Source organism: Polaromonas sp. P4_F4 (assembly GCF_056401355.1).
In genome coordinates, this window is the sequence record NZ_JBFUJO010000028.1 from 31,049 (window position 1) to 51,994 (window position 20,946).

Annotated in this window: 17 protein-coding genes; 11 read left to right on the plus strand and 6 right to left on the minus strand. The window is 58.6% G+C overall.

Going from position 1 to position 20,946, the window contains the following annotated elements; translation table 11 throughout:
* Nucleotides 1-146: 146 nt before the first annotated feature.
* The 4 genes from AC1DUR_RS22235 to AC1DUR_RS22250 all read right to left on the minus strand — a co-directional run bounded on the left by AC1DUR_RS22235 (nt 147) and on the right by AC1DUR_RS22250 (nt 7,959).
* Nucleotides 147-2,435 (minus strand): spermine/spermidine synthase domain-containing protein, encoded by a 2,289-nt coding sequence (locus AC1DUR_RS22235; protein ID WP_477718182.1) that lies wholly within the window; start codon nt 2,433-2,435, stop codon nt 147-149.
* Nucleotides 2,432-3,319 carry a phosphatase PAP2 family protein gene (locus AC1DUR_RS22240; protein WP_477718181.1) on the minus strand — a complete coding sequence of 296 codons (888 nt, stop codon included), beginning with the start codon at nt 3,317-3,319 and terminating at the stop codon, nt 2,432-2,434. Before AC1DUR_RS22240 ends, AC1DUR_RS22235 begins: the two co-directional genes overlap by 4 nt.
* Nucleotides 3,320-3,879: 560 nt before the next feature.
* The gene (locus AC1DUR_RS22245; RefSeq protein WP_477718180.1) at nt 3,880-5,316 is read right to left on the minus strand and encodes an O-antigen ligase family protein; all 1,437 of its coding nucleotides are present in this window, start codon (nt 5,314-5,316) and stop codon (nt 3,880-3,882) included.
* A gap of 276 nt (nt 5,317-5,592) precedes the next feature.
* Entirely contained in the window at nt 5,593-7,959 is a 2,367-nt protein-coding gene (locus tag AC1DUR_RS22250) for a Tex family protein (RefSeq protein ID WP_477718222.1), read from the minus strand.
* A 223-nt stretch (nt 7,960-8,182) separates the two neighbouring features.
* Between AC1DUR_RS22250 and AC1DUR_RS22255 the strand changes: the two genes are divergently transcribed.
* From AC1DUR_RS22255 to AC1DUR_RS22265, 3 genes are all read left to right on the plus strand, one after another.
* A complete protein-coding gene (locus AC1DUR_RS22255; protein WP_477718179.1) occupies nt 8,183-8,704 on the plus strand; it encodes a hypothetical protein in 522 nt (173 codons plus the stop codon).
* 588 nt (nt 8,705-9,292) lie between these two features.
* The gene (locus tag AC1DUR_RS22260) at nt 9,293-10,864 is read left to right on the plus strand and encodes a hypothetical protein (RefSeq protein WP_477718178.1); all 1,572 of its coding nucleotides are present in this window, start codon (nt 9,293-9,295) and stop codon (nt 10,862-10,864) included.
* A gap of 382 nt (nt 10,865-11,246) precedes the next feature.
* Nucleotides 11,247-12,008 (plus strand): DUF1223 domain-containing protein, encoded by a 762-nt coding sequence (locus AC1DUR_RS22265; RefSeq protein ID WP_477718177.1) that lies wholly within the window; start codon nt 11,247-11,249, stop codon nt 12,006-12,008.
* A gap of 70 nt (nt 12,009-12,078) precedes the next feature.
* On the opposite strand, the gene AC1DUR_RS22270 is transcribed toward AC1DUR_RS22265, so the two are convergent.
* Both AC1DUR_RS22270 and AC1DUR_RS22275 read right to left on the minus strand, forming a co-directional pair.
* Nucleotides 12,079-13,464: a sensor histidine kinase gene (locus tag AC1DUR_RS22270; RefSeq protein WP_477718176.1), complete on the minus strand. Its 1,386-nt coding sequence runs from the start codon at nt 13,462-13,464 to the stop codon at nt 12,079-12,081.
* 8 nt (nt 13,465-13,472) lie between these two features.
* Entirely contained in the window at nt 13,473-14,153 is a 681-nt protein-coding gene (locus tag AC1DUR_RS22275) for a LuxR C-terminal-related transcriptional regulator (protein WP_477718175.1), read from the minus strand.
* Nucleotides 14,154-14,876: 723 nt separating this feature from the next.
* On the opposite strand from AC1DUR_RS22275, the gene AC1DUR_RS22280 reads away from it, so the two are divergent.
* The 8 genes from AC1DUR_RS22280 (at nt 14,877) to AC1DUR_RS22315 (ending at nt 20,924) form a co-directional block, all read left to right on the plus strand.
* Nucleotides 14,877-15,044 carry a Flp family type IVb pilin gene (locus AC1DUR_RS22280; RefSeq protein ID WP_477718174.1) on the plus strand — a complete coding sequence of 56 codons (168 nt, stop codon included), beginning with the start codon at nt 14,877-14,879 and terminating at the stop codon, nt 15,042-15,044.
* Nucleotides 15,045-15,143: 99 nt separating this feature from the next.
* A complete protein-coding gene (locus tag AC1DUR_RS22285) occupies nt 15,144-15,326 on the plus strand; it encodes a Flp family type IVb pilin (protein WP_477718173.1) in 183 nt (60 codons plus the stop codon).
* A 9-nt stretch (nt 15,327-15,335) separates the two neighbouring features.
* A complete protein-coding gene (locus tag AC1DUR_RS22290) occupies nt 15,336-15,941 on the plus strand; it encodes an A24 family peptidase (RefSeq protein ID WP_477718172.1) in 606 nt (201 codons plus the stop codon).
* Entirely contained in the window at nt 15,938-16,690 is a 753-nt protein-coding gene (locus AC1DUR_RS22295) for a methyltransferase family protein (protein WP_477718171.1), read from the plus strand. Before AC1DUR_RS22290 ends, AC1DUR_RS22295 begins: the two co-directional genes overlap by 4 nt.
* A 64-nt stretch (nt 16,691-16,754) precedes the next feature.
* Nucleotides 16,755-18,080 (plus strand): ATP-binding protein, encoded by a 1,326-nt coding sequence (locus AC1DUR_RS22300; RefSeq protein ID WP_477718170.1) that lies wholly within the window; start codon nt 16,755-16,757, stop codon nt 18,078-18,080.
* A gap of 127 nt (nt 18,081-18,207) precedes the next feature.
* Nucleotides 18,208-19,062, plus strand: coding sequence for a Flp pilus assembly protein CpaB (cpaB, locus tag AC1DUR_RS22305; RefSeq protein ID WP_477718169.1), 855 nt, complete (start codon nt 18,208-18,210; stop codon nt 19,060-19,062).
* Nucleotides 19,063-19,084: 22 nt separating this feature from the next.
* The gene (locus tag AC1DUR_RS22310; RefSeq protein ID WP_477718168.1) at nt 19,085-20,629 is read left to right on the plus strand and encodes a type II and III secretion system protein family protein; all 1,545 of its coding nucleotides are present in this window, start codon (nt 19,085-19,087) and stop codon (nt 20,627-20,629) included.
* A 10-nt stretch (nt 20,630-20,639) separates the two neighbouring features.
* Complete coding sequence (locus AC1DUR_RS22315) at nt 20,640-20,924, plus strand: pilus assembly protein (RefSeq protein ID WP_477718167.1); 285 nt, start codon at nt 20,640-20,642, stop codon at nt 20,922-20,924.
* Nucleotides 20,925-20,946 lie beyond the last annotated feature (22 nt).

Genomic DNA, 20,946 nt, shown 5'->3' on the forward strand with positions numbered 1-20,946 from the left:
AAGGCTGCTATGCAATTAATAGCAACAACAAATAGCGAATAACGGCCCCAGAGAAATCCTGATGGGGCTGGGGACCTATTTGAGCACTATTGGAGCCGCCAGCCTGTCATGGGCAAGACGTCCATAGGGGTATCCCTTCGCGGTATTCATTGCTTATCCCACAAATAGCGCCACTCGGTTCCCATGTTGTCGTCTGTCACGAGGGGCTGGCCGGTCGTGCGCGCCAGAACTTGCTCACAGGGCTCAATCCAGTCGTCCGGGCCGCTCCGGGCGTGCACCGCATCGGGCTGCGTCTGACTTTCGAGCGCCATCAGACGCTCCAGTCCCTCGGCGTGTTCCGGGCGTGACAGATCAAGCATGGGCCGGCCATCAATGCGGTAGGCTTCGAGCGTGCGCCGCCACCGTGTGAAGTCCCAGTTTATTGGGGTAGAAGACAGCAGCAGGTGGTTGGTAAACCGCGCTCCGTGATTGAAGCTCATGCAACCAGTGCGCTGGATCCGGCTCGAGTCGGTGGTGTTGTAGAACACGATCCCACCCGGATTGAGGTGCGCCTTGAGTATCGTCAGAAAGTCCGTCGACAGCAAGTTCGTCGCATTGGCGCGGAAGTGATACGTGGTGTTGGCAACGATCGCATCGAAGCGCCGCTGGGGATTCATCCGCAGCCAGCGGCGGCCATCGTCTGTCACCAGCCGAACCTTGGGATGGGTCAGCACCGACGCCACGCTCGGGTTGCCGGCCACGAGGCCTACATAGCCAGGATTGATTTCCACGATCGTCAGCGAGGCCACATCCGGGTTGTTGGCCACCACCTGCGCCCATGATCCGGACGCGAGCCCGATCATCAACACCTCGCGCGGCGCCGCATGGAACAGGCTGAGCGCATACGGGCGTACGATGCCATTCACATCGCGGGTCAACTCGACGTTGAAGTGACCGTCGTAGGCCCCATTGCCATAGACAGTGCCCGAGCGATCGACCGTGACGATGCCGCTGCGATTTTCCACGACTTGTGCGAATGCGACCTTGGCCTCGGGCCCGCCTTTCCATTGAAGCGCCTCCAGTAGCTTGTCACTGGCCCAAGGCAAGGTCAGCACGGCCAGCCCACCGGCCAGAGCAATGGCGCCCATACGTCCGAGGTTGGCGCGACGCGACGTCGGGATCGCCAAGCCCAGGATAAGCGCGCAACCCAGCCCCGCAACGACGAGCAGCCGTCCGACTTCCACCAGGCTCAGGTGGTCCATCAGCACGAAGCCCGTCAGCACCGAACCCGATGCAGCACCAAGGATGTTTGCAAGGTACAGCAGCCCGGTTCGCATGCCGGCCTGCGCGTCGGCGGCAACGCCGAGGTGCGCCAGACACGGCAGCACCAGACCCCATTGGCGTGCCAGCAGGTACACGAACAGCAGGCCAACGCCGAGAATCGCGCCATTCAGCCACGCCAGGTGCGCGAGTACGGGCAGGAACGCGAACCCGACCAGGCTGGCGATGAGCAGGCCGCGCAGCATTCGGCGCATCAACACCTCGCCGCCCGGCCCCGCGCAGGCTTCGCCACCCAGCCGGGCACCGGAAGCCAGACCGATCAGAAAGGCGCCCAGCGTCGTCGCGAACGCGAACGAACTGCTGCCGCTGGCGTAGGACATTGCACGAAAAAAGAAAATCTCGTACGACAGCGAAACAAGGCCCCCTGCGCCCGCCATCGCCAGCACGACCCCGAACGGCAGGCTGGTGCGAGGTGCATGGGTTGCTGGCGACGGCTCGGGTTGCGCGACCGCGCGACGTACACGGCGACGATCAACCTCATGCGCCGCGACAGCCCCCAACGCAACCGCTGCGTTAAAGGCCACGGCAATCAGTACCGAGCTTTGCATGCCAAGCAGCGGGAACAACAGCACCGCACACACCAGGCAGGCAGCACCTGCGCCCAGGGTGTTGACGTAGTAGAGTTGCCCCACCGCACTGCCGACGTTGCCGGAGCGCAGCACCAGGTGGCCCACCAGCAGCGGCAGCGTAGCGCCCATCAGCAGCGTCGGCACCACCACCAGGGACAGCGTTGCCAGCGCGGTCAGCGGCAACGGTGCACCAAGAACCAGGTCGCCAACGCGCTCGAAAATGGACAGTGAAAACAGCCCGAACGCGCCGGTCAGCGTCTCAATGGCAGCAAGCAGCAGCAGGAGCGGAAGGCCCCGGCGCTTCGACAGCCAGCCTCCCGCCAGCCCGCCGAGGCCCAGGCCGAGCATGAATGCGGTCACTACAATCGTCACCGATTCAATGTTGACACCGAGGATGCGGAACAAGGCGCGCTGCCAGACCAGCTGATAGATCAGCGCCGGGAAACCCGAGAAAAAAAACAGCGCGCACAGCACGCGAACTTGCCGGCTCTGCGCCGTTTCCAGGCGCAACGGATTGCCTGACACCACGGTAGCTGGCGTATTCATCGGCGCGCGGCTCCCCAATCCGCTGTCGGCAGAGGCTTGGCTATTTCCCCGAGCTGCGTGCTGCGACGACGCTCAAGCACAATCAACCCGATGGCCAGCGCAGCACCCACCAGCACATCGACGACATAGTGGCCTCCATCAACCGGGGTAGACACAAGCATGGCGAAGTTGACGACGAACACGGGAACAACAAGCCGGGTCCCGCGCATCACGTAGACAAACAGCACGGCCATCACGGTGTGCAGTGAGGGGATCGCAATCAGGCCCTGCATCTCCCGCAGCGGAATATCGCGCATTCGGCCGTCACGCAGCGGCTCGAAGTGCGACAGGGACGAGAGGTCAAATGAACCTGCCGGCGCAAAGTATTTCCAGGTCCCGGCCGCGGGGAGCAGGCCCGACAGCAGGATCGTAAGCAGGGTCCCGACAATGAACAGGCGCATGAACTCCTCCAGTCGCTCAGGCCGGTTACTGAAGCCGAGGAATAGAACGACCAGCACCAGCTGTATCAGCCCGCTGTGATACGCGAAGCGAAGCACTGCCTGTACCGGCGGGTGGCTTTGGAGCCAGGAAAACATCGCCAGCCAATCGAAGCCGAGCGCGCGGTCCCATGCGGCCAGTTGTGCGTCGACCAGAGGGGCATTTGTGCTCACGACCAGATAGCTCAGCGTCGCCGCTCCTGCCATGAACATGATGAGCAGCGCCGCAGCCCCCGCTGTGGTGCGAATGCGCCGATCATTTCCATAGCGGCTGATCATCAGCGGCGCACGGAAGGCTGCCACCGCCAACACAATCACCGCGACGCCACGCCCGGAAACCGACCACCCCGCAAGCAACAACCAAATGGCGTCGATGCAAAGCACGACCCAGGCAAGCATCCACGCCATGCCTAGCTGCCTCGCGACCCGGAGTCCGGACTGAAGGAACCCCGCGCTCGGTGTGCCTTGCTTGTGTGCCATCAAGGCCGCCCATAGCGGGTGTCGGACCCGCCAGCGACACCAAAAAGCTGCACCGACTCCGGCAAGATACCCGGGCCCGGACATGGCTTCGCTGCCTGCGGCTTCGCTGGTTCCTGGAGCGAAATTACCTGGAGAACCTGGAGATTGAGGGGCACGTCGCTATATCCCGTTGGAAAAGTTACAGTTCGACCGTTGCGTTTTATTTTGTGGTGTTTTCCGGTTCAGTGCAAACTTTTCAGCGATTCGACCGCACTTCTGATTTAAGCCTGGCCATTGAGGCGGCGCTCCCCGCTTTCTTTCCGTCACCTGCGTTTTGGGCACCCTACCCCGTAAAAGCGCCCCAACACCAACCCGCGAGCCTCACGCCGTGGCCGGTTCGTCTAAAGATCCATCACCGCCTCCATGCGAAGGTTGCCGAGCGGGGTGAATTTACTTGCCCCACTGGATCGGGTGAGCCTATCGGCTACCAGAACCCGACAAGGTGAAGTTCAAAAACTCCCGTCGTGAAACATCCTGGGACTATATAGAATCTCTTTTGAATAGCGATTACTTTGAAATTTTTCTTCTTTCAACTCGTGCCAGATTCCGTGTGCCACGGCATAAATTAATAGAAATGCCACCGATGTGATCGTGATTCGGCTCCCGAAAGATTGCCGGCAGTTAATGGTTTTGACTGTTGATGATAGTGAGGATGCCCATCCCCAGGCACAACCAACATACAAGGCGATCCAAAGCTGACTGGTCGGCAACACAATGAGCCCAGACACCAAACCATCCAATGAAATGGCCCATCCCGTGACCAGCCACGCGGTGAGCATGTCCTGATTTTCGGTAGAGATAACCTTTCGAAGTTGCCAAAGCTGCAGCATGGCAAGTGCGAGTGCCCCGCTCAGCAATAGCAATGCGGGTATTCCCCACTCACTGCCAATCTGTAGCACCCAGCTATGCGGAGCAGCCTCATACTGTATACCGCGCCCATAGTGCGCGAAATGCGCGGGACCTACTCCAAGCCAGGGATTTGCTTGAATCATTGCTATGGCGCGGGCCCAAAGCAAGAGGCGTCCCGATGTCGGGTTTTCCGCAGTGCGGTCCACGCTGATGAGGAAAAGACCGAATGGCTCCATGCCCAGAATCAGTGGAAGTGCCACATAGAAAAACAGATAGGCAAGCAGGCCCGCCACTCCGGCAAGTGCCATGGCACGGCACCAGGCGCCAGCAACCTTGGGCATGGCGTACCAGACGATGGCTATTCCGACGGTCAGGCCTACAAGAGTGCCGCGCCCGAAGCCCACAAAAAGAAGCATCCACCATAAGGCGGTGATCACCCACCAAATGACTTGGCGACCCCGGTCAGGCATGCGTGCCGCCAGCAGCCCCAGCAGTGGCAAGGAGATGGTCTGCACATGATTAAAGAAGCGGTAGTTGTCATACCCCACAATAAGCTGCAATGGCAATGGCTGAATGCCCGCTTTGAGCACTGAGATATAGATGGTGATTGTTATCAGCAGGTACGACGCACAAGCGAGCCCACACACCATGAGAAGCTTGTCCAGCAACACGTCTTTCCTGATGCTGACCTCCCGCGCAATCAACCATGCAACGCCTAGCAGCAAAAGAAAGTTTGCCCACTCAAAAAATGCATGACGTGGCGAATAGGCTGTACTGCTGGAAACAAATCCGAATAAAAAAAACAACACCAGCAGGATTGCGATCGGGCGACTGAATAGCAGAGGGATTGAAGAGCCATTCACCAGCTGACAAGCGATGACAGCGAGCGCGAGAACCCCACAAAAAACTTCGATCAATCGCTGGTTGTCGTAAAAAGCAGCGCCTCGCACCAGAGGAAACACTAAAAAGGGGCTGATGACGAGACACGTCGCGACCACAAAAGAAAAAACCGATCGCCAACGGATGTCAATTGTCACGCTGCTCCTCCTGTAGCCAGTATCATTTTTTTTCGGCCGCTCGCCCTGGCCAGGATCAGCCCGAACGGGTTGCGGTGTTTAACTGAACCGTATTGCCCCTGATTTCGAAAACCTTGAGTAATGCCAGCATCATAGCCACGGCGTGCGCGATCTGCGCCCGCCGCCCGGCGGGTGCCTTGTGCGGCACCGCCAATCTTGCGGACGCCCTGCCTACAGTTACAGCCACAGTCGCACGTCCCTTGTTTCAGGGGCACAACTGCTACAAAAACGCCGCAGCTACTTGCGCTGACCCTGCAGTTTGGAGAAGGCCGAGGCCATGGCCGTGTTTTGCGGCGCAGCCTGGGTTTGGCCACGTGACTGCTGGCCGCGCGCCGCGCCCTCGAAGCGGTTGTCGCGTGGACCGTCACGCCTCTGCGGCGCGTCGCCCAGCTTCATGGTCAGGCCAATGCGCTTGCGTGCCACGTCCACCTCGGTCACGCGCACCTTGACGATGTCGCCGGTTTTGACCACCTCACGCGCATCGTTCACAAACTTGTTGGCCAACTGGCTGACATGGACCAGACCATCCTGGTGCACACCGATATCCACAAAGGCGCCAAACGCAGCCACGTTGCTCACCGTGCCCTCCAGCGTCATGCCCTCCTTCAGGTCCCTGATGTCTTCCACGCCCTCATTGAAACGCGCGACCTTGAAGTCGGGACGCGGGTCGCGGCCGGGTTTTTCCAGCTCGGCAATGATGTCCCTGACGGTAATCACGCCGAACTTTTCGTTGGCAAACAGCTCGGGTTTGAGCGTTTTGAGCATCTCGGCGCGGCCCATGAGCTCGGTGACCGGCTTGCCGGTGTGCGCCATGATTTTCTCGACCACCGGGTAGGTTTCAGGGTGCACGCCTGTCATGTCCAGTGGATTGCTGCCACCGCGCAGGCGCAAAAAGCCGGCGCTCTGCTCAAAAGTCTTGGCGCCCAGCCCCGTCACTTTCAGCAAGTCGGCACGGCTGGCGAACGCGCCATTGGCATCGCGCCACCGCACCACGGACTTCGCCACGGTCTGGCTCAGGCCGGAGACGCGCGCCAGCAACGGCACGCTGGCCGTGTTCAGGTCCACACCCACGCTGTTCACGCAGTCCTCGACCACCGTGTCCAGGCTGCGCGCCAGATCGCTCTGGTTCACGTCGTGCTGGTACTGGCCGACGCCAATCGATTTCGGGTCAATCTTGACAAGTTCGGCCAGCGGGTCCTGCAGGCGGCGCGCAATGCTCGCCGCACCGCGCAGGCTCACGTCCACGTCCGGCATCTCCTGCGAGGCAAATTCGCTGGCGGAGTAGACCGAGGCGCCGGCTTCGCTGACCACAACCTTTTCAATTGCCTGCTCGACCTTGGCCATCAGCTTGATCAGGTCGGCTGCCAGCTTGTCGGTCTCCCGGCTGGCCGTACCGTTGCCAATGGCGATCAGGTTCACACCATGCTTTTCGCAGAGCTTGGCCAGGGTATGGAGTGAGCCGTCCCAGTCCTTGCGCGGCTCGTGCGGGTAAACCGTGGCGGTCTCGACCAGCTTGCCGGTCGCATCGACCACCGCCACCTTCACGCCAGTGCGAATGCCCGGATCCAGTCCCATCACCACGCGCGGGCCAGCAGGGGCCGCCAGCAACAGGTCACGCAGGTTGTCCGCAAACACCTTGATGGCGACCTTTTCGGCTTCTTCGCGCAGGCGGGTAAACAGGTCGCGTTCCAGGGAAAGGCTGAGCTTGACGCGCCAGGTCCAGGCCACGCATTTGCGGATCAGGTCGTCAGCCGCGCGCATCTTGTGGCTCCAGCCCAGGTGCAGCGCAATCTTGCCTTCGGCCAAAGACACCGTAGGGGTCGCCTTCGCTCCCGTGGGTTTGCCGGACTCGGGTGGCTCCGGCAGCACCAGCTTGGCGTCCAGAATCTCCAGCCCGCGGCCGCGAAACACAGCCAGAGCGCGGTGCGACGGCACGCGGCCGATGGGTTCGTCGTAGTCAAAGTAGTCGCGGAACTTCGCGTTGTCGGGGTGGTTCTCGTCCTTGCCCGTCACCAGTTTGGATGAAAACAGGCCTTCGCTCCAGAGCCAGTTGCGCAGCGACTGCACCAGCGCAGCGTCCTCGGCCCAGCGCTCGCTCAAGATGTCGCGCACGCCGTCGAGCACGGCCTGCACGGTCGTGAAATCGTCACCGCTTTCGTTCTTCTCGGCCTTCACAAAGGCCACGGCCTCTTCCGCCGGATTCAGCGAGGGATCCGCAAACAGCCTGTCAGCCAGGGGTTCGATACCCGCTTCGCGCGCAATTTGCCCCTTGGTGCGGCGTTTGGGCTTGTAGGGCAGGTACAGGTCTTCCAGGTCCTGTTTGGTGGCCGCCAGCTCAATGGCCGCGCGTAGTTCAGGGGTGAGCTTGCCCTGCTCTTCAATGCTTTTGAGAACCGTTTCGCGGCGCTCTTCGAGTTCGCGCAGGTAGCCCAGCCGGTACTCCAGTTCGCGCAGCTGGATATCGTCGAGCCCGCCGGTGGCTTCCTTGCGGTAACGCGCCACAAAGGGTACGGTGGCGCCGCCGTCCAGCAGATCCACCGCTGCCTTGACTTGATGCTCCTGGACTTTGATTTCTGTGGCGATCTGGCGGATGATTTTTTGCATGTTGAGAAAGAAGATGGGGGCGAAAGCCATGAGAAAGCCATGAATGTGGGCTGGCTCGACGACCACCGGCGGCCAGAGCCGGTGTGGGACGGGCCAGCGCCCGCAAACTGACGCTGAGGGTCGGCATTGTCCCACAGCCAAAAACCGTCGGGACATCCATACTCACCGGAGACCTGGACACAAAATTTCACAACTGTTTTTGCAACCACTCCGGGAGACACGCATGCGTTTACGCACCCTTCTGTTAATTCTGGCCATTACCCTGCTGGCAGCATTTGTTGCGCTCAATGTGGATGAATTCACCCGTGTCAGCGTGTTGAGCCTGGGCTTTACCACCATCCAGGTTCCGCTAGGCCTTGTCATGCTGTTGCTGCTGGTGGTTGCCACGGTTGTTTTTCTGGCCAGCACGCTTTACATGCAAAGCACCAACCTGCTCGAAACCCGGCGATATGCCCGTGAGCTGAACACCCAGCGCGAACTGGCCGACCGGGCCGAAGCCTCGCGCTTTACCGAATTGCGCAATTACCTGGAGGTACAGGCCATCGCCGCCCAGCAACGCGAGGCGGCCGCAGACACTGTACTGGCAGAGCGCTTTGCGCAGCAACAGCGGGCCTTGCTGGATCGCATCGAACAGTCAGACAACGCGCTGGCCGCTTATATGGGCCAGCTCGAAGATCGCCTGGAGCGGCGCGCCGACGGGTACAACAGCCACGCGGACGACAGCGTCAACACTCCCCTGGTTTGACTCCTTCGCCCCCCTGGGGAGCCCCCATCCCCGCCTTCCCCCAAAGGCGGGAAGGAGTAAAACAGGTAGCCAGAGCCTTCAGCAGGTCTGTTTTGTACCAGATCAACTTTCTGCTGGTTTGGCTCCTTCACCCTATGGGGGAAGGTTGGGATGGGGGCCAGCGAGGCAAGCATTTGTCAGCAGACGCAAGGCAGGCCGAAAGGCGCGACAAGCGCACGAGCACGAGCACGAGCACGAGCACGAGCACGAGCACGAGCACGAGCACGAGCTTCGTCTGAAGGCTGCGCTGAATAAGAACCGTCAAAGCGACCCCTCGGGATGATTGCAGCGTAGTTTTGTGCAAGCGGTCTTTTTATGGCCTCAGGCCTGTTGCACGAGGTTTCTCACCCTTTTACCGCCCCCATGGACAAACCTGTACGAACCCGTGCCGTCAGCCTTGATCGGCTAAGGTAAATATTGACCAGCGCCAAGACAGTAACGCCCGGGGAGCATTCTTTTTCAGTCCACGGGTAACGTCCCTTGAACGTTCGCCAAGCCCTTGATATACATTTCGAGGAAAGGGGTTCGATATACCAAGGGGCCTGCTCTATGGATTTAAAAACCACAACTGTTGTCGATGTTGGAACTCCGGCGCAGCGCGCCGCCTGGCTTTTTTCCTGGCCGCTGATTGTTGGGACGCTGGTTTATTGTTTCCTTCTTCTGCGCGGCTATGGGCTGCTCAGAGATGACGACACTTACCTGCATATTGCCACCGGTCAGTGGATATTTCAGCACCGGTCCATTCCTACGCATGATCCGTTTTCACACACGATGCCCAACACACCATGGACGGCACATGAGTGGTTGTCCCAAGTCCTCCTGGCCAGTGCCCATGACCTAGGGGGATGGACGGGTGTCGTCGCCATCACGGCTTTAGCGTTTGCGGCAGCCTTGGCGCTGCTGACCCGGACCTTGCTGAAGTCTCTGGAGCCAGTTCATGCCGTGATGTTTGCGGCTTTAGCTCTTTTCATGACGGCAAGTCACCTGCATGCTCGACCACACATACTCGCCATGCCGATGATGATGCTTTGGGTCGTCGGTTTGATGCATGCCAGTGAATCTGGCCGTGCACCGCGCCTGTGGTTGCTACCCGTGATGACACTGTGGGCAAACTTGCACGGCGGCTTCACATTGGGGCTCGCACTCGCTTTTGTTTTTGCGCTGGAAGCCTTACTCGCCTGCAAACACACACATTACTTTGCAAGCACAGCGAGGTCGTGGGCCCTATTCATCGTCCTTGCAATAACCAGTGCCCTCATCACACCCCATGGGATACAAGGCATTTCTTTCACTTGGCAATTCCTGTTTGAGCAAAGCTATGCATTGGCGCGCATCAGTGAATGGCAGTCGCCAGATTTTCACATGTTCCAACCTCTGGAAATTTGGTTGCTATGTGGATTAGCGCTGGTCATACACAAGGGTTTTAAACTTCCGCCGATCAGGCTTTTGTTGCTTCTCGGCTTGCTGCATCTCGCCTTGAAACACGTTCGCAACATCGAGTTGCTTGGTTTGCTCGCGCCCCTCATTTTTGCGACACCTTTTGCAGCCCAGTGGCGCCAGTCCATGCAGGCCCAGCAGAACGTAGAAACCGTGGACCGATTTTTCCATAAACTGGCGACGCCCGCAGGTAAGTGGGCAGTCATGCTGGCCTTCGGCTTCTTGCTATTACTTACCCAATGGATTGCTCATACCCGCCCACCGCAACCGCCAGATTCCACCAGCCTGGCTAAGGCGATCCGGACAGTTCATGAAGCCGGCGTCAAAGGGCCCGTGCTCAATTACAACGGCTGGGGCGGCTATCTCATTTATGCAGGTATTCCGCCCTTCATAGACGGTCGTTCCGACATGTACAAGGACGATTTTCTTAAGGAGTATCTGGATGCGCTCGCCCTGACAAAGTCGGCTGGCCTGGAAGATCTACTGGCCAAGTACAAGATAGGGTGGACCCTGTTACAGCCTGGTAGCCCAGCGGTTGCCTTGCTTGATCACCTTCCCAATTGGCGCCGCCTTTATGCCGACGAAATGGCCGTGGTTCATGTAAGAACCCTTGTCGACCCAGGTACAGTTTCAAGTAAGGCAAGTTCTTCTCAAGCTAATTCCAATTCACTAAAGAAGGAATGAACCTTCCTTGCTAACGCCAATAAAACTCAATCTCTTGAGCCAATTTTTTCATTGGAATTTGAAACTTGAGTGGCTTTACCGCCGATGAACCTCTCGTGGCTCCTTCACCCTCTGGGGGAAGGTTGGGATGGGGGCAGACGAGGCAAGCATTTGTCAGCCGACGCAAAACGGGGCGAAAGGCACAGCAAGCGCACATGCTTTGCCTGAAAGAAGTCCACAGAGCCCCCATCCCTACCTTCCCCCAAAGGCGGGAAGGAGTAAGAAAGCGGCTTGATGAGCGACCAATAAGGGCTACCGCCGCTGGTCACGGGTTTCTGCCAGGTTCGGTTTGGCGCGTAGCTCAACCACGGAGTAAACCATGCTGCCGGCCGCTACAAAACTCATGACGACCACTGCCCTGTTGATGGTGGCCTCCAGTACTTTTTCAGCACAATACCAATGCGCCGCAAGCTCCGGCGCCACCATCACACCGGTGATTGAGCTCTACACGTCCGAAGGCTGCAGCTCTTGCCCACCCGCCGATAGATGGGCATCGAGCCTCAAAGACAAGGGCGTGGTGATCCAGGCCTTTCATGTCGGCTACTGGGACTACATAGGCTGGGTCGATCGCTTTGCCGCGCCGGCTTACACGAACCGCCAGCGCGAGGTGGCAGCCCGAAACAATCTGCGCAACATCTACACACCTCAAGTCGTGCTCAATGGCCGCGACTGGCCCAATTGGTCCAACTCGTCCGCCTGGCTTAACCAGCCCAGTGCCAGGGAACCTGCTCGCGCCAGCATCACCGTGCAACAACTGGGTGCAGACCAGTTCGAAGCCAGCGTGACACCCGTTACAAACCTCCCCGCAAACATCCCCGGACAGCAACCGATCGCCAGTTGGTCCGCCTACTGGACCATCACCGAGCATGGCCATAGCTCCAGGGTGCAAGCCGGTGAGAACGCCGGTGAATTCCTCAAGCATGATTTTGTGGTGCGCCAGTACGCGCGGGCCGGCGACTACAAGGCTGGCAGCGCGGCGCCGCAAAAGCTGACCTTTCGCAGCATTGCACCTGCGCCAGGCCACGCACGGCAGGTGAACCTGGTGGTGTTCGACACGAAAACCGGAAACACGATGCAGGCTGTCAGCCTGCAGTGCGCGAGCTGACACTTGAACACTTGAGATTACCCTCGCTATTGCCCGCTTTGTCAGTAGGCGTCAGGGGCGTCAGTGGCCTTCAGTGGGCGTGCGCGCTATCCCGCACAGCGAGGGGCTGGGGCTTGGGCAAGATCCGGTCTCCTGCCAGCGGCAGGACAAGGCGCACACGGGTGCCCCTGCCAGTTTTGCTTGAAATCACCAATTCACCGCCAATGCATTGGGCGCGGCGGCGCATGCCTTCCAGGCCCTTGCCGGATGGGCGCCCGTCCTTGCCACGGGCAATGCCCTCGCCGTTGTCGCGCACTTCCAGCACCAGCTGCTGCGTTTCCGGCACAAAGCGGCACACAACCTCGACCACCGAGGCATGGGCATGGCGCATGACATTGGACAGACTCTCCTGCGCAATCCGCAGCAGTTGCTGTGCCTGCACCCCCCGCACGGCTTCCAGCTCGTCGCAGACATCCACCTTCCAGACCATGCGAATGCCGAGCTTGTCCAGGGTGTGCTGGATCCGGTAGCGCAAACGGCCCAGCGCCTCCAGCACGTTGTCGTCGGCGCTGTCAATGGCGTCTACCGTCATCTTCAGGTCGACCAGGCATTGCTCCAGCGCCAGCGCCACGGCCTGCTGTTGCGGTGCATGGCTGTCAAGCGACGACAGGATATTCACGATTTGAGAGCCCACACCATCATGCAGGTCCTGCGCAATGCGGCGGCGCTCCAGGGCCACCACGGCTGCATCGTGCGCCGGTCCAAAACCTGTGAGAGGTTCAAAGCCGGTGCTGTGCTGAAAATCATGCATCGAGGCCGAGCGCGTTTCAGGTGATCCCACGCGCTGCGTCATCAAGTGCCATATCACCATCAAAAAAGCCGCATATAAGTCATCCGACATCGTTGCAAAGCGCCGAGCATTGTCAGCCAGCGTTATCTGGTCAATGCACAAGCCCAGGCCAATCACGCAGCCCGCCAGTGCCAGCCAAGCGGCGTAACTGCGGCTCAGGTACACACGCCAGGCCACTGCCGCGCTCAGCAGCATGGCAGACAGGAGGTTGATGGCAAGCCAGGCCTCGTAAGCAGGCGCTGGCGCGCCCCCGGTCCAATGAGGCCAGTGCAGCGCCACCACGCCTGCCACACCCTGCACGACCAGCAACAGGTACACCCGTACACTGGCCACGCCGGCACTGGTTAACAGAAAAAAACCAACGCCGATCATGAGCGCCTGATAGCCCAGCCGCGCCACATAAATCGAGGGAACCTCGACAGAAGGAAAGTTGCCGGCCACGAAATCGAGGGACGTGGTCACCAGCAAATGCACCAGCCATAGACCCGCCGCCGTACCCATGGCCAGATCAACAGGGTTGTGATGGTGGCGCCAGGCTTTACGCGAGCCGCTGAGCGCCAAAGACGCCAGCGGTATGCCGATCGCGGCAGCTGCCAGCGCCAGACCCTGTTGCGCCGCGTTGAACATGATGGGCTTTACAAAAGACCGCGATGGGCCGCAAAGTTGACGGCCTGCGCCCGGCTGCGAACCTGCAGCTTGCGGTAGATGTTTTTGATGTGGGTGTTGACCGTCTGGCAACTGATCATCAGCCGCAAACCAATCTCACCGCTGGTGTAACCCGCCGCAACCGCCTTGAGCACTTCTTTTTCGCGATCGGAGAGCTTGTCTTTCTGCTCCGCAGTCTGGCGGACCGCTTCCTGTGTGTGCTCCAGCCGATGCAGCAGCCTGCGTGCAAGGTTGGGAGTGATTGACGCGCCGCCGTTGACCACCTGCAGTACGGCCTGGGGAAAGTTTCCGAACCAGGAGTTCTTGACAAGGTAGCCGGTGGCACCCAGCTCAAATGCGCGCAGCGCGTGCTGCTCGTCTTCCATGGCCGAGATCACCACGGCTTCTGCCAGGGGGCGAACGGTTTTCATGTGATCGATCAGGTCCAGGCCGTTGCCGTCACCCAGATTCAGGTCAACCAGCATGACGTCGAACTCGTGCTGCGAGATCAGCCGGCGGCCCTCGCGCATGCTGGTAGCCTGGGCCACCAGATCGGTACGCAAATCACCCAGCAGCTCATGAGAGATCACCCTGCGCATGTGCACATCATCATCAATCAGCACAACACGTACCGGCTTGCCAGGCTGGCCTGCCAGAAAAGCGGGCCACATCGAGGGAGTAGCCTCCTGCGATGAGCGTGCAGCCTGGGGCTGACCGTAGGCTCCACCAAGTGTGGGCGATAACGTGGAGCCGCCCCTGCTTGAGTTGTCCATAAGTCCCTCGCTTTCACCGTTTGGCCCGGCTGTTGACTCAAACAGCAAGGCTCATGTCAAGAATACGTCTTGTTACTGAAGTGACTATTTCACACAGCCATTTGAACGCAAAAGCCTTTTTTATGGGTGTGATTTTTTTACGTTTCTGGAAAAGATTAAAAGAAATTTCGTGCTGTCCTACAAAAATTGTTGCTTTTTAGTCTATTTGATACGTTTTGTTACTACCGATTTCATCCCTTTACTTCCCTCCTAATTTGATAGCAGATCAAGCCCGGCTAGCCATGGATGCTGACTTCATAGTCCAAAAAATATTGCTGAAAACACTAGGGAACAGGGTACCCAATTAAAGCTATTGGCGCAACTGCTTGTAACGCGCAAACTGACCCCAGACAACGCCAAAGTGTGAAGTAAGCCCATCAGGCGCGCTTCTTACGCAAGCGGTGTCGCTCAGGGGGTTATCTAAGCCTCATTCCTCGCCACGGCGATGGGACAGGGTGTAAGACAACCGAGAAGTCTGCGAGGCGGTCGCCAGTAATGTCGCTCATCCAGGCCCTTCCACTGAGGCGTGTTTGCGGCAAACCTTGGGAAACGTTAACTCTTTGATCTGAAAAGGAAATCATCATGAACTTCATCAAGAAATTCATTCGCGAAGAAGACGGCGTAACGGCCATTGAGTATGGCCTGATTGCTGCACTTATCGCTGTGGTCATCATTGCCAGCGTGACGATTGTCGGAACCCAGCTTGCGAAAGTATTCGGTTCTATCGGAACCGCATTGGCTTCGAGTTAAGCGGTTTCATGTTGTCGTTTGAAAATGCTCCTGGCGAGAGTCGGTACCGGGAGCATTTTTCAATAATAAAGGTCGAGCGAAACAATGAGAACTCATCTCATGAGCGACTTGGTGCCGCTGGAGGATGCGGTCACGACCATTGAATACGCCCTTTTGGGCGCATTGATCACCGTTGTCATTTTGAGTGCGGTAGCACTGGTTGGCAGCAAAACGCTTGGCTTGTGGGACATGGTTTCAAGGTGCGTTGAGGCGGCGGCAACCAGCGGCGGCAGTTGCCCCTGAAAACACCATGTGAACACCCTCACTAACTCAGGGACCATCATGACCCCGCAAGCGCTATCCCTGTTCGGCGACCTGTTTACTGAGGTCAACGTGGTCACCTTGATGACCCTGCTCGGCGTTGCGGCCTGGTTCGACATCAAGTCGAGGCGAATCCCCAACTGGCTGGTGCTGACCGGCCTCATTGCAAGCCTTGGCATTCAACTCCTGTTTAGCAATGGCAGTGCCTCTGTCTGGGGCTTGGGTGCCCTGGCCGGATTCGGGCTGTTTCTTCCCCTTTATATGGTGCGCGCCATGGGCGCCGGCGACGTCAAGCTCATGGCCGTGGTTGGCGGGTTTCTCGGTCCCGCCGCAGCCGTTGATGTCGTCCTGACGACCCTCGTCGCTGGAGGCGTTCTTGCCATTGCGGTCGCACTGTGGAGCGGCGCTTTACGGCACACCCTGGCAAATGTTCGCTTCCTGATGGTGGACACGATGTTCAAGGCCTTGCATGGCGGCAGCGCGCGAATAGATGCGCTACCAACCTTAGCGGGCAACCTTCCCTATGCGGTTGCCATAGCAGCCGGGACTTTTATTCACCTTGTTTTGGCGCACAGCGGGCATGCGCTCTTTGTATGAACACAAACACAAAATCAGCGCACCTGATGTTGCGCACCATGAATCCCAAAGAGCCAGTAATCTCTTTTGCTGGTGATGACGCGCCAGTGTCTCGTTCAGACCAGGCGTCGCCCGCGAACCGGCTTGGGACCAGGCAGCCACAGCAGTTGCTCGATTCGAAGGTCGTTAACTTGCTGGCCGGATTTGTCATGGCCGCGCTGTGGGGATTGTTTGCCTATCGCCACATGCTGGCGTTTCAAAACAGTGGGGAATGGATTTATGTGGTGATCTCTGTTTCGGAAATGCTGTCGGCCGCACTTTTCGTTTTTCGCAGCGCCCCGGTCACCGTTTCAACGGATCCGTTGGACTGGTTTTTTGCGCTGGCCGGCACGTTCACGCCGCTTTTATTCATACCTGCATCGTGGGGACTGCTGCCAGCAGCCAAGTACCTTGTTGTCCTCGGCACCGCCCTGCAGATTTTCGGCTTGCTCTCGCTCAATCGCAGCTATGCGCTCGTTGCTGCCAAGCGAAAGATCAAAACAAAGGGAATGTACAGATTTGTGCGTCATCCCATGTACGCGAGTTACCTGGTGCTATTCACCGGATACATCCTTTCAAACACCACGTGGTGGAACCTCCTTCTTTACATGATGTCGCTGGGGTTCCTGTTTGTCCGCCTGGTCCGGGAAGAAAAACACCTTGCCGTAGATCCCGTTTATGCCGAGTATGCGAAGCGAGTGCGCTTTCGCGTAATTCCATATGTATTTTGATAATTGTTGATACTTTTTTCGATCAAAAAAATCGTGCCAACAAAAAAACAGGGAGTAGTAAAAAATGCTTGCTGAAGCCAATACGGAACACACCGTGATCAACCTCGAATCGGCCGTTGCTCCCTTGCCCCGTGCGCCGCGCACGCCGGAAGAAACCGGCCTGCCTTTTTTGTTTCTGGTCGAGCTTGTCGCCAAAATGCTTTTTGTGCGCGGGCAGGTTCGCCTGGTCGAGCTTTCTGCCCACCTCAAGCTTTCCGTCAGCGTACTGGACCCGCTGATCGTGTTCCTGCGCGCCGAGAAGCTGTGTGAAGTCACGCGCCGGGGCGACAGCGGTACCGATGCGGACCTCACCTACAACCTCACCGACCTTGGTCGCGCCAGGGCTGCGGAATTTTTGAGCCGCAACGCCTATACCGGCCCCGCTCCCGTCACCCTGGCCGCGTACAACGCGCAGATCAATGCACAAAGCGTTGCGCAGATGTGCATCACCCGCGAGGACATGGCCAATGACTTCACCGGTGTTGTGGTGAGTCCCATTTTGCTGGAACAACTGGGTGCCGCCGTCAACTCCGGGCGGGCTATTTTTATTCACGGTCCTGCCGGCGCCGGAAAGACCTACCTGGCCGAACGCATGACCGGCCTTTTGAAGGGCAACATATCGGTGCCTTATGCCATTGTGGTCGATGGTGAAGTCGTGCAGATCTACGACCCGATCGTGCACAGGCCCGTGAACGACGCGTCAGAAAAATCAAGTGGACTCGACAAACGCACTCCGCTTGACACCCGCTGGGTCCGTGCCATGCGTCCGGCAGTGGTCACTGGCGGTGAGCTCTCCCTAGAGATGCTGGATCTGCAGTTTGACCATGGCACGCGTTTTTACCAGGCGCCACCCCATCTCAAGGCCAACAACGGCATTTTCGTTATTGACGATCTGGGCCGTCAGCGTTGTTCGCCAGTCGAGTTGATGAACCGCTGGATTGTTCCGATGGATCGACGTGTGGACTATCTCTCGCTGCACACCGGCTACAAGTTTCAGATTCCCTTCGATGTGATTGTGGTGTTCTCTTCAAACATGCCGCCCGAGCAACTGGCTGATGGCGCATTCCTGCGGCGGCTGGGCTACAAGATCCACGTCGGATCGCTGACAGAGCTGCAATATGAACAAATATTCCGCCAGGTGTGTGAGGAGTTCCACGTGCCCTACACAGCAGAGGCCTTCCATTACCTGCTGAATGAGCTTCATTACAAGGAAATGCGTCCACTGCTTGCCTGCTATCCGCGTGACATCCTCGCGCAGGTTCGCGATCTGGCGCGGTATGACGGAAAGGCGCCTGTTCTCGATGCCGGGGTGTTGGACTGGGCCTGGAATAACTACTTTGTGGGTTCGTGACGCTAACGCTCTGAAAAAAGAACTCATACCGGAATCATCAACAGCAGTGATGAATAGGTAATGAATAGGTAATGAAGAGGTGATGGACCATGTTGGACTATGTTGGACTAAACAGAGGGGGTGAGAAATGAGAAACACACGTGCATTGGTGATGATCGCCGTGGCGGTCGTCCTCGCATTTGGAGCAGTCGTCGTGGCTGCCCGCTGGATCAGTGCCCAAGCCTCAGCAGACACCAGCAAGGTTGCGGTTGCCACTGTTGACATCAGTCTCGGCGCCAGGCTGAGCCCGGAGATGGTCCGCATGGTCGATTGGCCGGCGAGTGCCATGCCGCCCGGCGCCATCACCGATGCCAAACAGGTCGAAACCCGCGTCACGCGCACCAGCATCCAGCGCGGCGAACCCATCATGGAGGGCAAGCTTGCGCCGCCCGGTACACAAGGTGGCCTTTCTGCCGTGGTTGCCGATGGAAAACGTGCCATGACGGTACGCGTCAATGACGTCGTCGGCGTAGCCGGGTTTGCCCTGCCCGGCAATTTCGTGGACATTCTCGTCAATACCCAGGACGAAGCAGGAAAAGGCGGCGGAGGCAAGGACCTGACCATCTCGAAGATCGTGCTGGAACGCATTCTGGTGCTGGCCATTGCCCAGGAATCAAGCCGCGATGAAACCAAGCCCAAGGTCGTCAATGCTGTCACCCTCGAGTTGACGCCCGATCAAGCTGAAAAACTGGATTTGGCACGCAGCGTTGGCTCCCTCTCGCTGGTGCTGAGGAACCAGATCGATCCGAACCCGGTGAATACAAAAGGTGCGACCAAGACAACATTGCTTGATGTCAAGGCTCCAGCGCCCGAAGTCCGGCCCGCATCCGCGCCGAAGGTCGCAGTGAGACCCGTAGCAAAGCGGGTGGCCGCGCCTGCCCCCACTACTCCAGACCGCGTTGAGGTGATCAAAGGTCTGGAACGCAGCACCCAACAATTTTAAGAAAACCCGAAGGAGGTATTTGATGAGCACACTCCGCACCCAGGCAAGGCCGGCTTTAATTCGCATGGCATTTGCCGTAACAGGCGTGATGGCGGCTTCAACACTGGCGCATGGCCAGGTCGCTATCGAGGCAGGCAATCTCGCGGCGAAAAATCCCCCGACAGCCACTTCCGGGCCAGGGAAACAAGCCGCAACCGCCCAGCCCAAGGCCGTGGTCACTCAAGCGAGGGCTCCGATCACCGGCAAGGTCGAATTGGCGCCGCAAATCACCCTCTCGGAGGGCAAATCCACCCTGATGCGCCTGCCCTCCCCGGCAACACGGCTTTCCGTGGGTGACGCGCGAATCGCCGACGTGATTTTGCTCAACCCCAGCGAGCTGTACATGCTCGGCAAATCTGTTGGCTCCACCAACCTCATCCTCTGGAACAAAGCCAACGATGCGACCATCATCGACATCGCCGTCGGCATGGACACCGTGGCGCTGCGCTCGCGGCTCGATCAGATGTTCGCCAGCGAAAAAGATCTCAGGATCACGACGGCCGCCGACACCCTGATCCTCTCCGGCATGGTTTCCGATGTGGTCAAGGCTGACCAGATCCTTTCGGTCGCCAATGCCTACGTGCAGCGCAGCTCGCGCGGCGGCCAGACTGGCGGCGCATCGGGAGGTTCGACGGGTGGCCAGCAGTCCGACAATGTCAAGGTCGTCAACATGCTCTCCATCGCTGCGCCGCAGCAGGTCATGCTGGAAGTCAAGGTGGCCGAGGTCTCCAAGACGCTGGCAGACCAGTTGGGAGCCAGCATCGGCGGCCGCAAAACAACCGGAAGCTGGACCTACACCTTGCTGTCCAACCTGCTCACCGGCGCCGCCAGCAGTGTCGGAGCCTTCAAGAACAGCGGGAATTTTTTGACCATTGATGCACAAAAAGGTGATGGCCTGCTCAAGATATTGGCTGAACCCACGATCATGGCCATCAGTGGCCAGGAAGCCAGCTTTCTGGCAGGTGGAAAAATCTTCATCCCGGTCAAGACTGGCAACAACGGTGAAATCTCGCTGGAAGAGAAAGAATTCGGCGTTTCGGTGAAGTTCCTGCCCACCGTACTGGAAGGCGGCCGCATCAACCTCAAGGTCGCACCCGAGGTGTCGGATTTGAACCGCCAGGGCGTTGGCATTTCGGCCACTGGTTCGAGCACCACGGCAATTTTGCCTTCCTTCACCACACGCCGCGCAAGCACCACCGTCCAGCTATTCGATGGCCAAAGCTTCGCCATCGGCGGCCTGATCAAGAACAACGTCACAGCCAACATCAATGCCTTCCCGCTGCTCGGGGAAGTACCTGTGCTTGGCGCGCTCTTTCGCAGCAGCGATTTTCAGACCGACAGGTCTGAATTGGTCTTCATTGTGACCCCGCACCTGGTCAAGCCGTTGCCGTCAGATTACAAACTGCCGACCGACCCGTACGTCGAGCCCAGCCGCTCCGAGTTCTTCCTGGGCGGAAAAATGGAAGGCGCCGCGCCACCGGAAGACAAGAAACCGGATGGTTCTGCAACCGGCTTTGAAGTCAAATAGGAGAGCCATCATGAAACGCACTCACCTCTCTACCGCCTGCACCTTTTGCGGGTTATTCGGAATCTTGCTCGCAGTCACAGGCTGCGTGTCGCCAACGCCGCGCCTGGACCATGATTTTGGCAAGTCTGTCTCTCTGCTCAAAGTGCAGCAAATACTCAACCCTGAGGCGTCGCGCAATACCGATCCAGTCCAAGGGATGAACGGCAAGGCAGCCAAGAGCGGTTATGACGAATACCAGAAGTCATATCAGGCGCCTGCACCGCTCACCCCTTTGAGCATCACCGTAGGGAAATAGGGCGTTGTGTTAAACCCCGCTG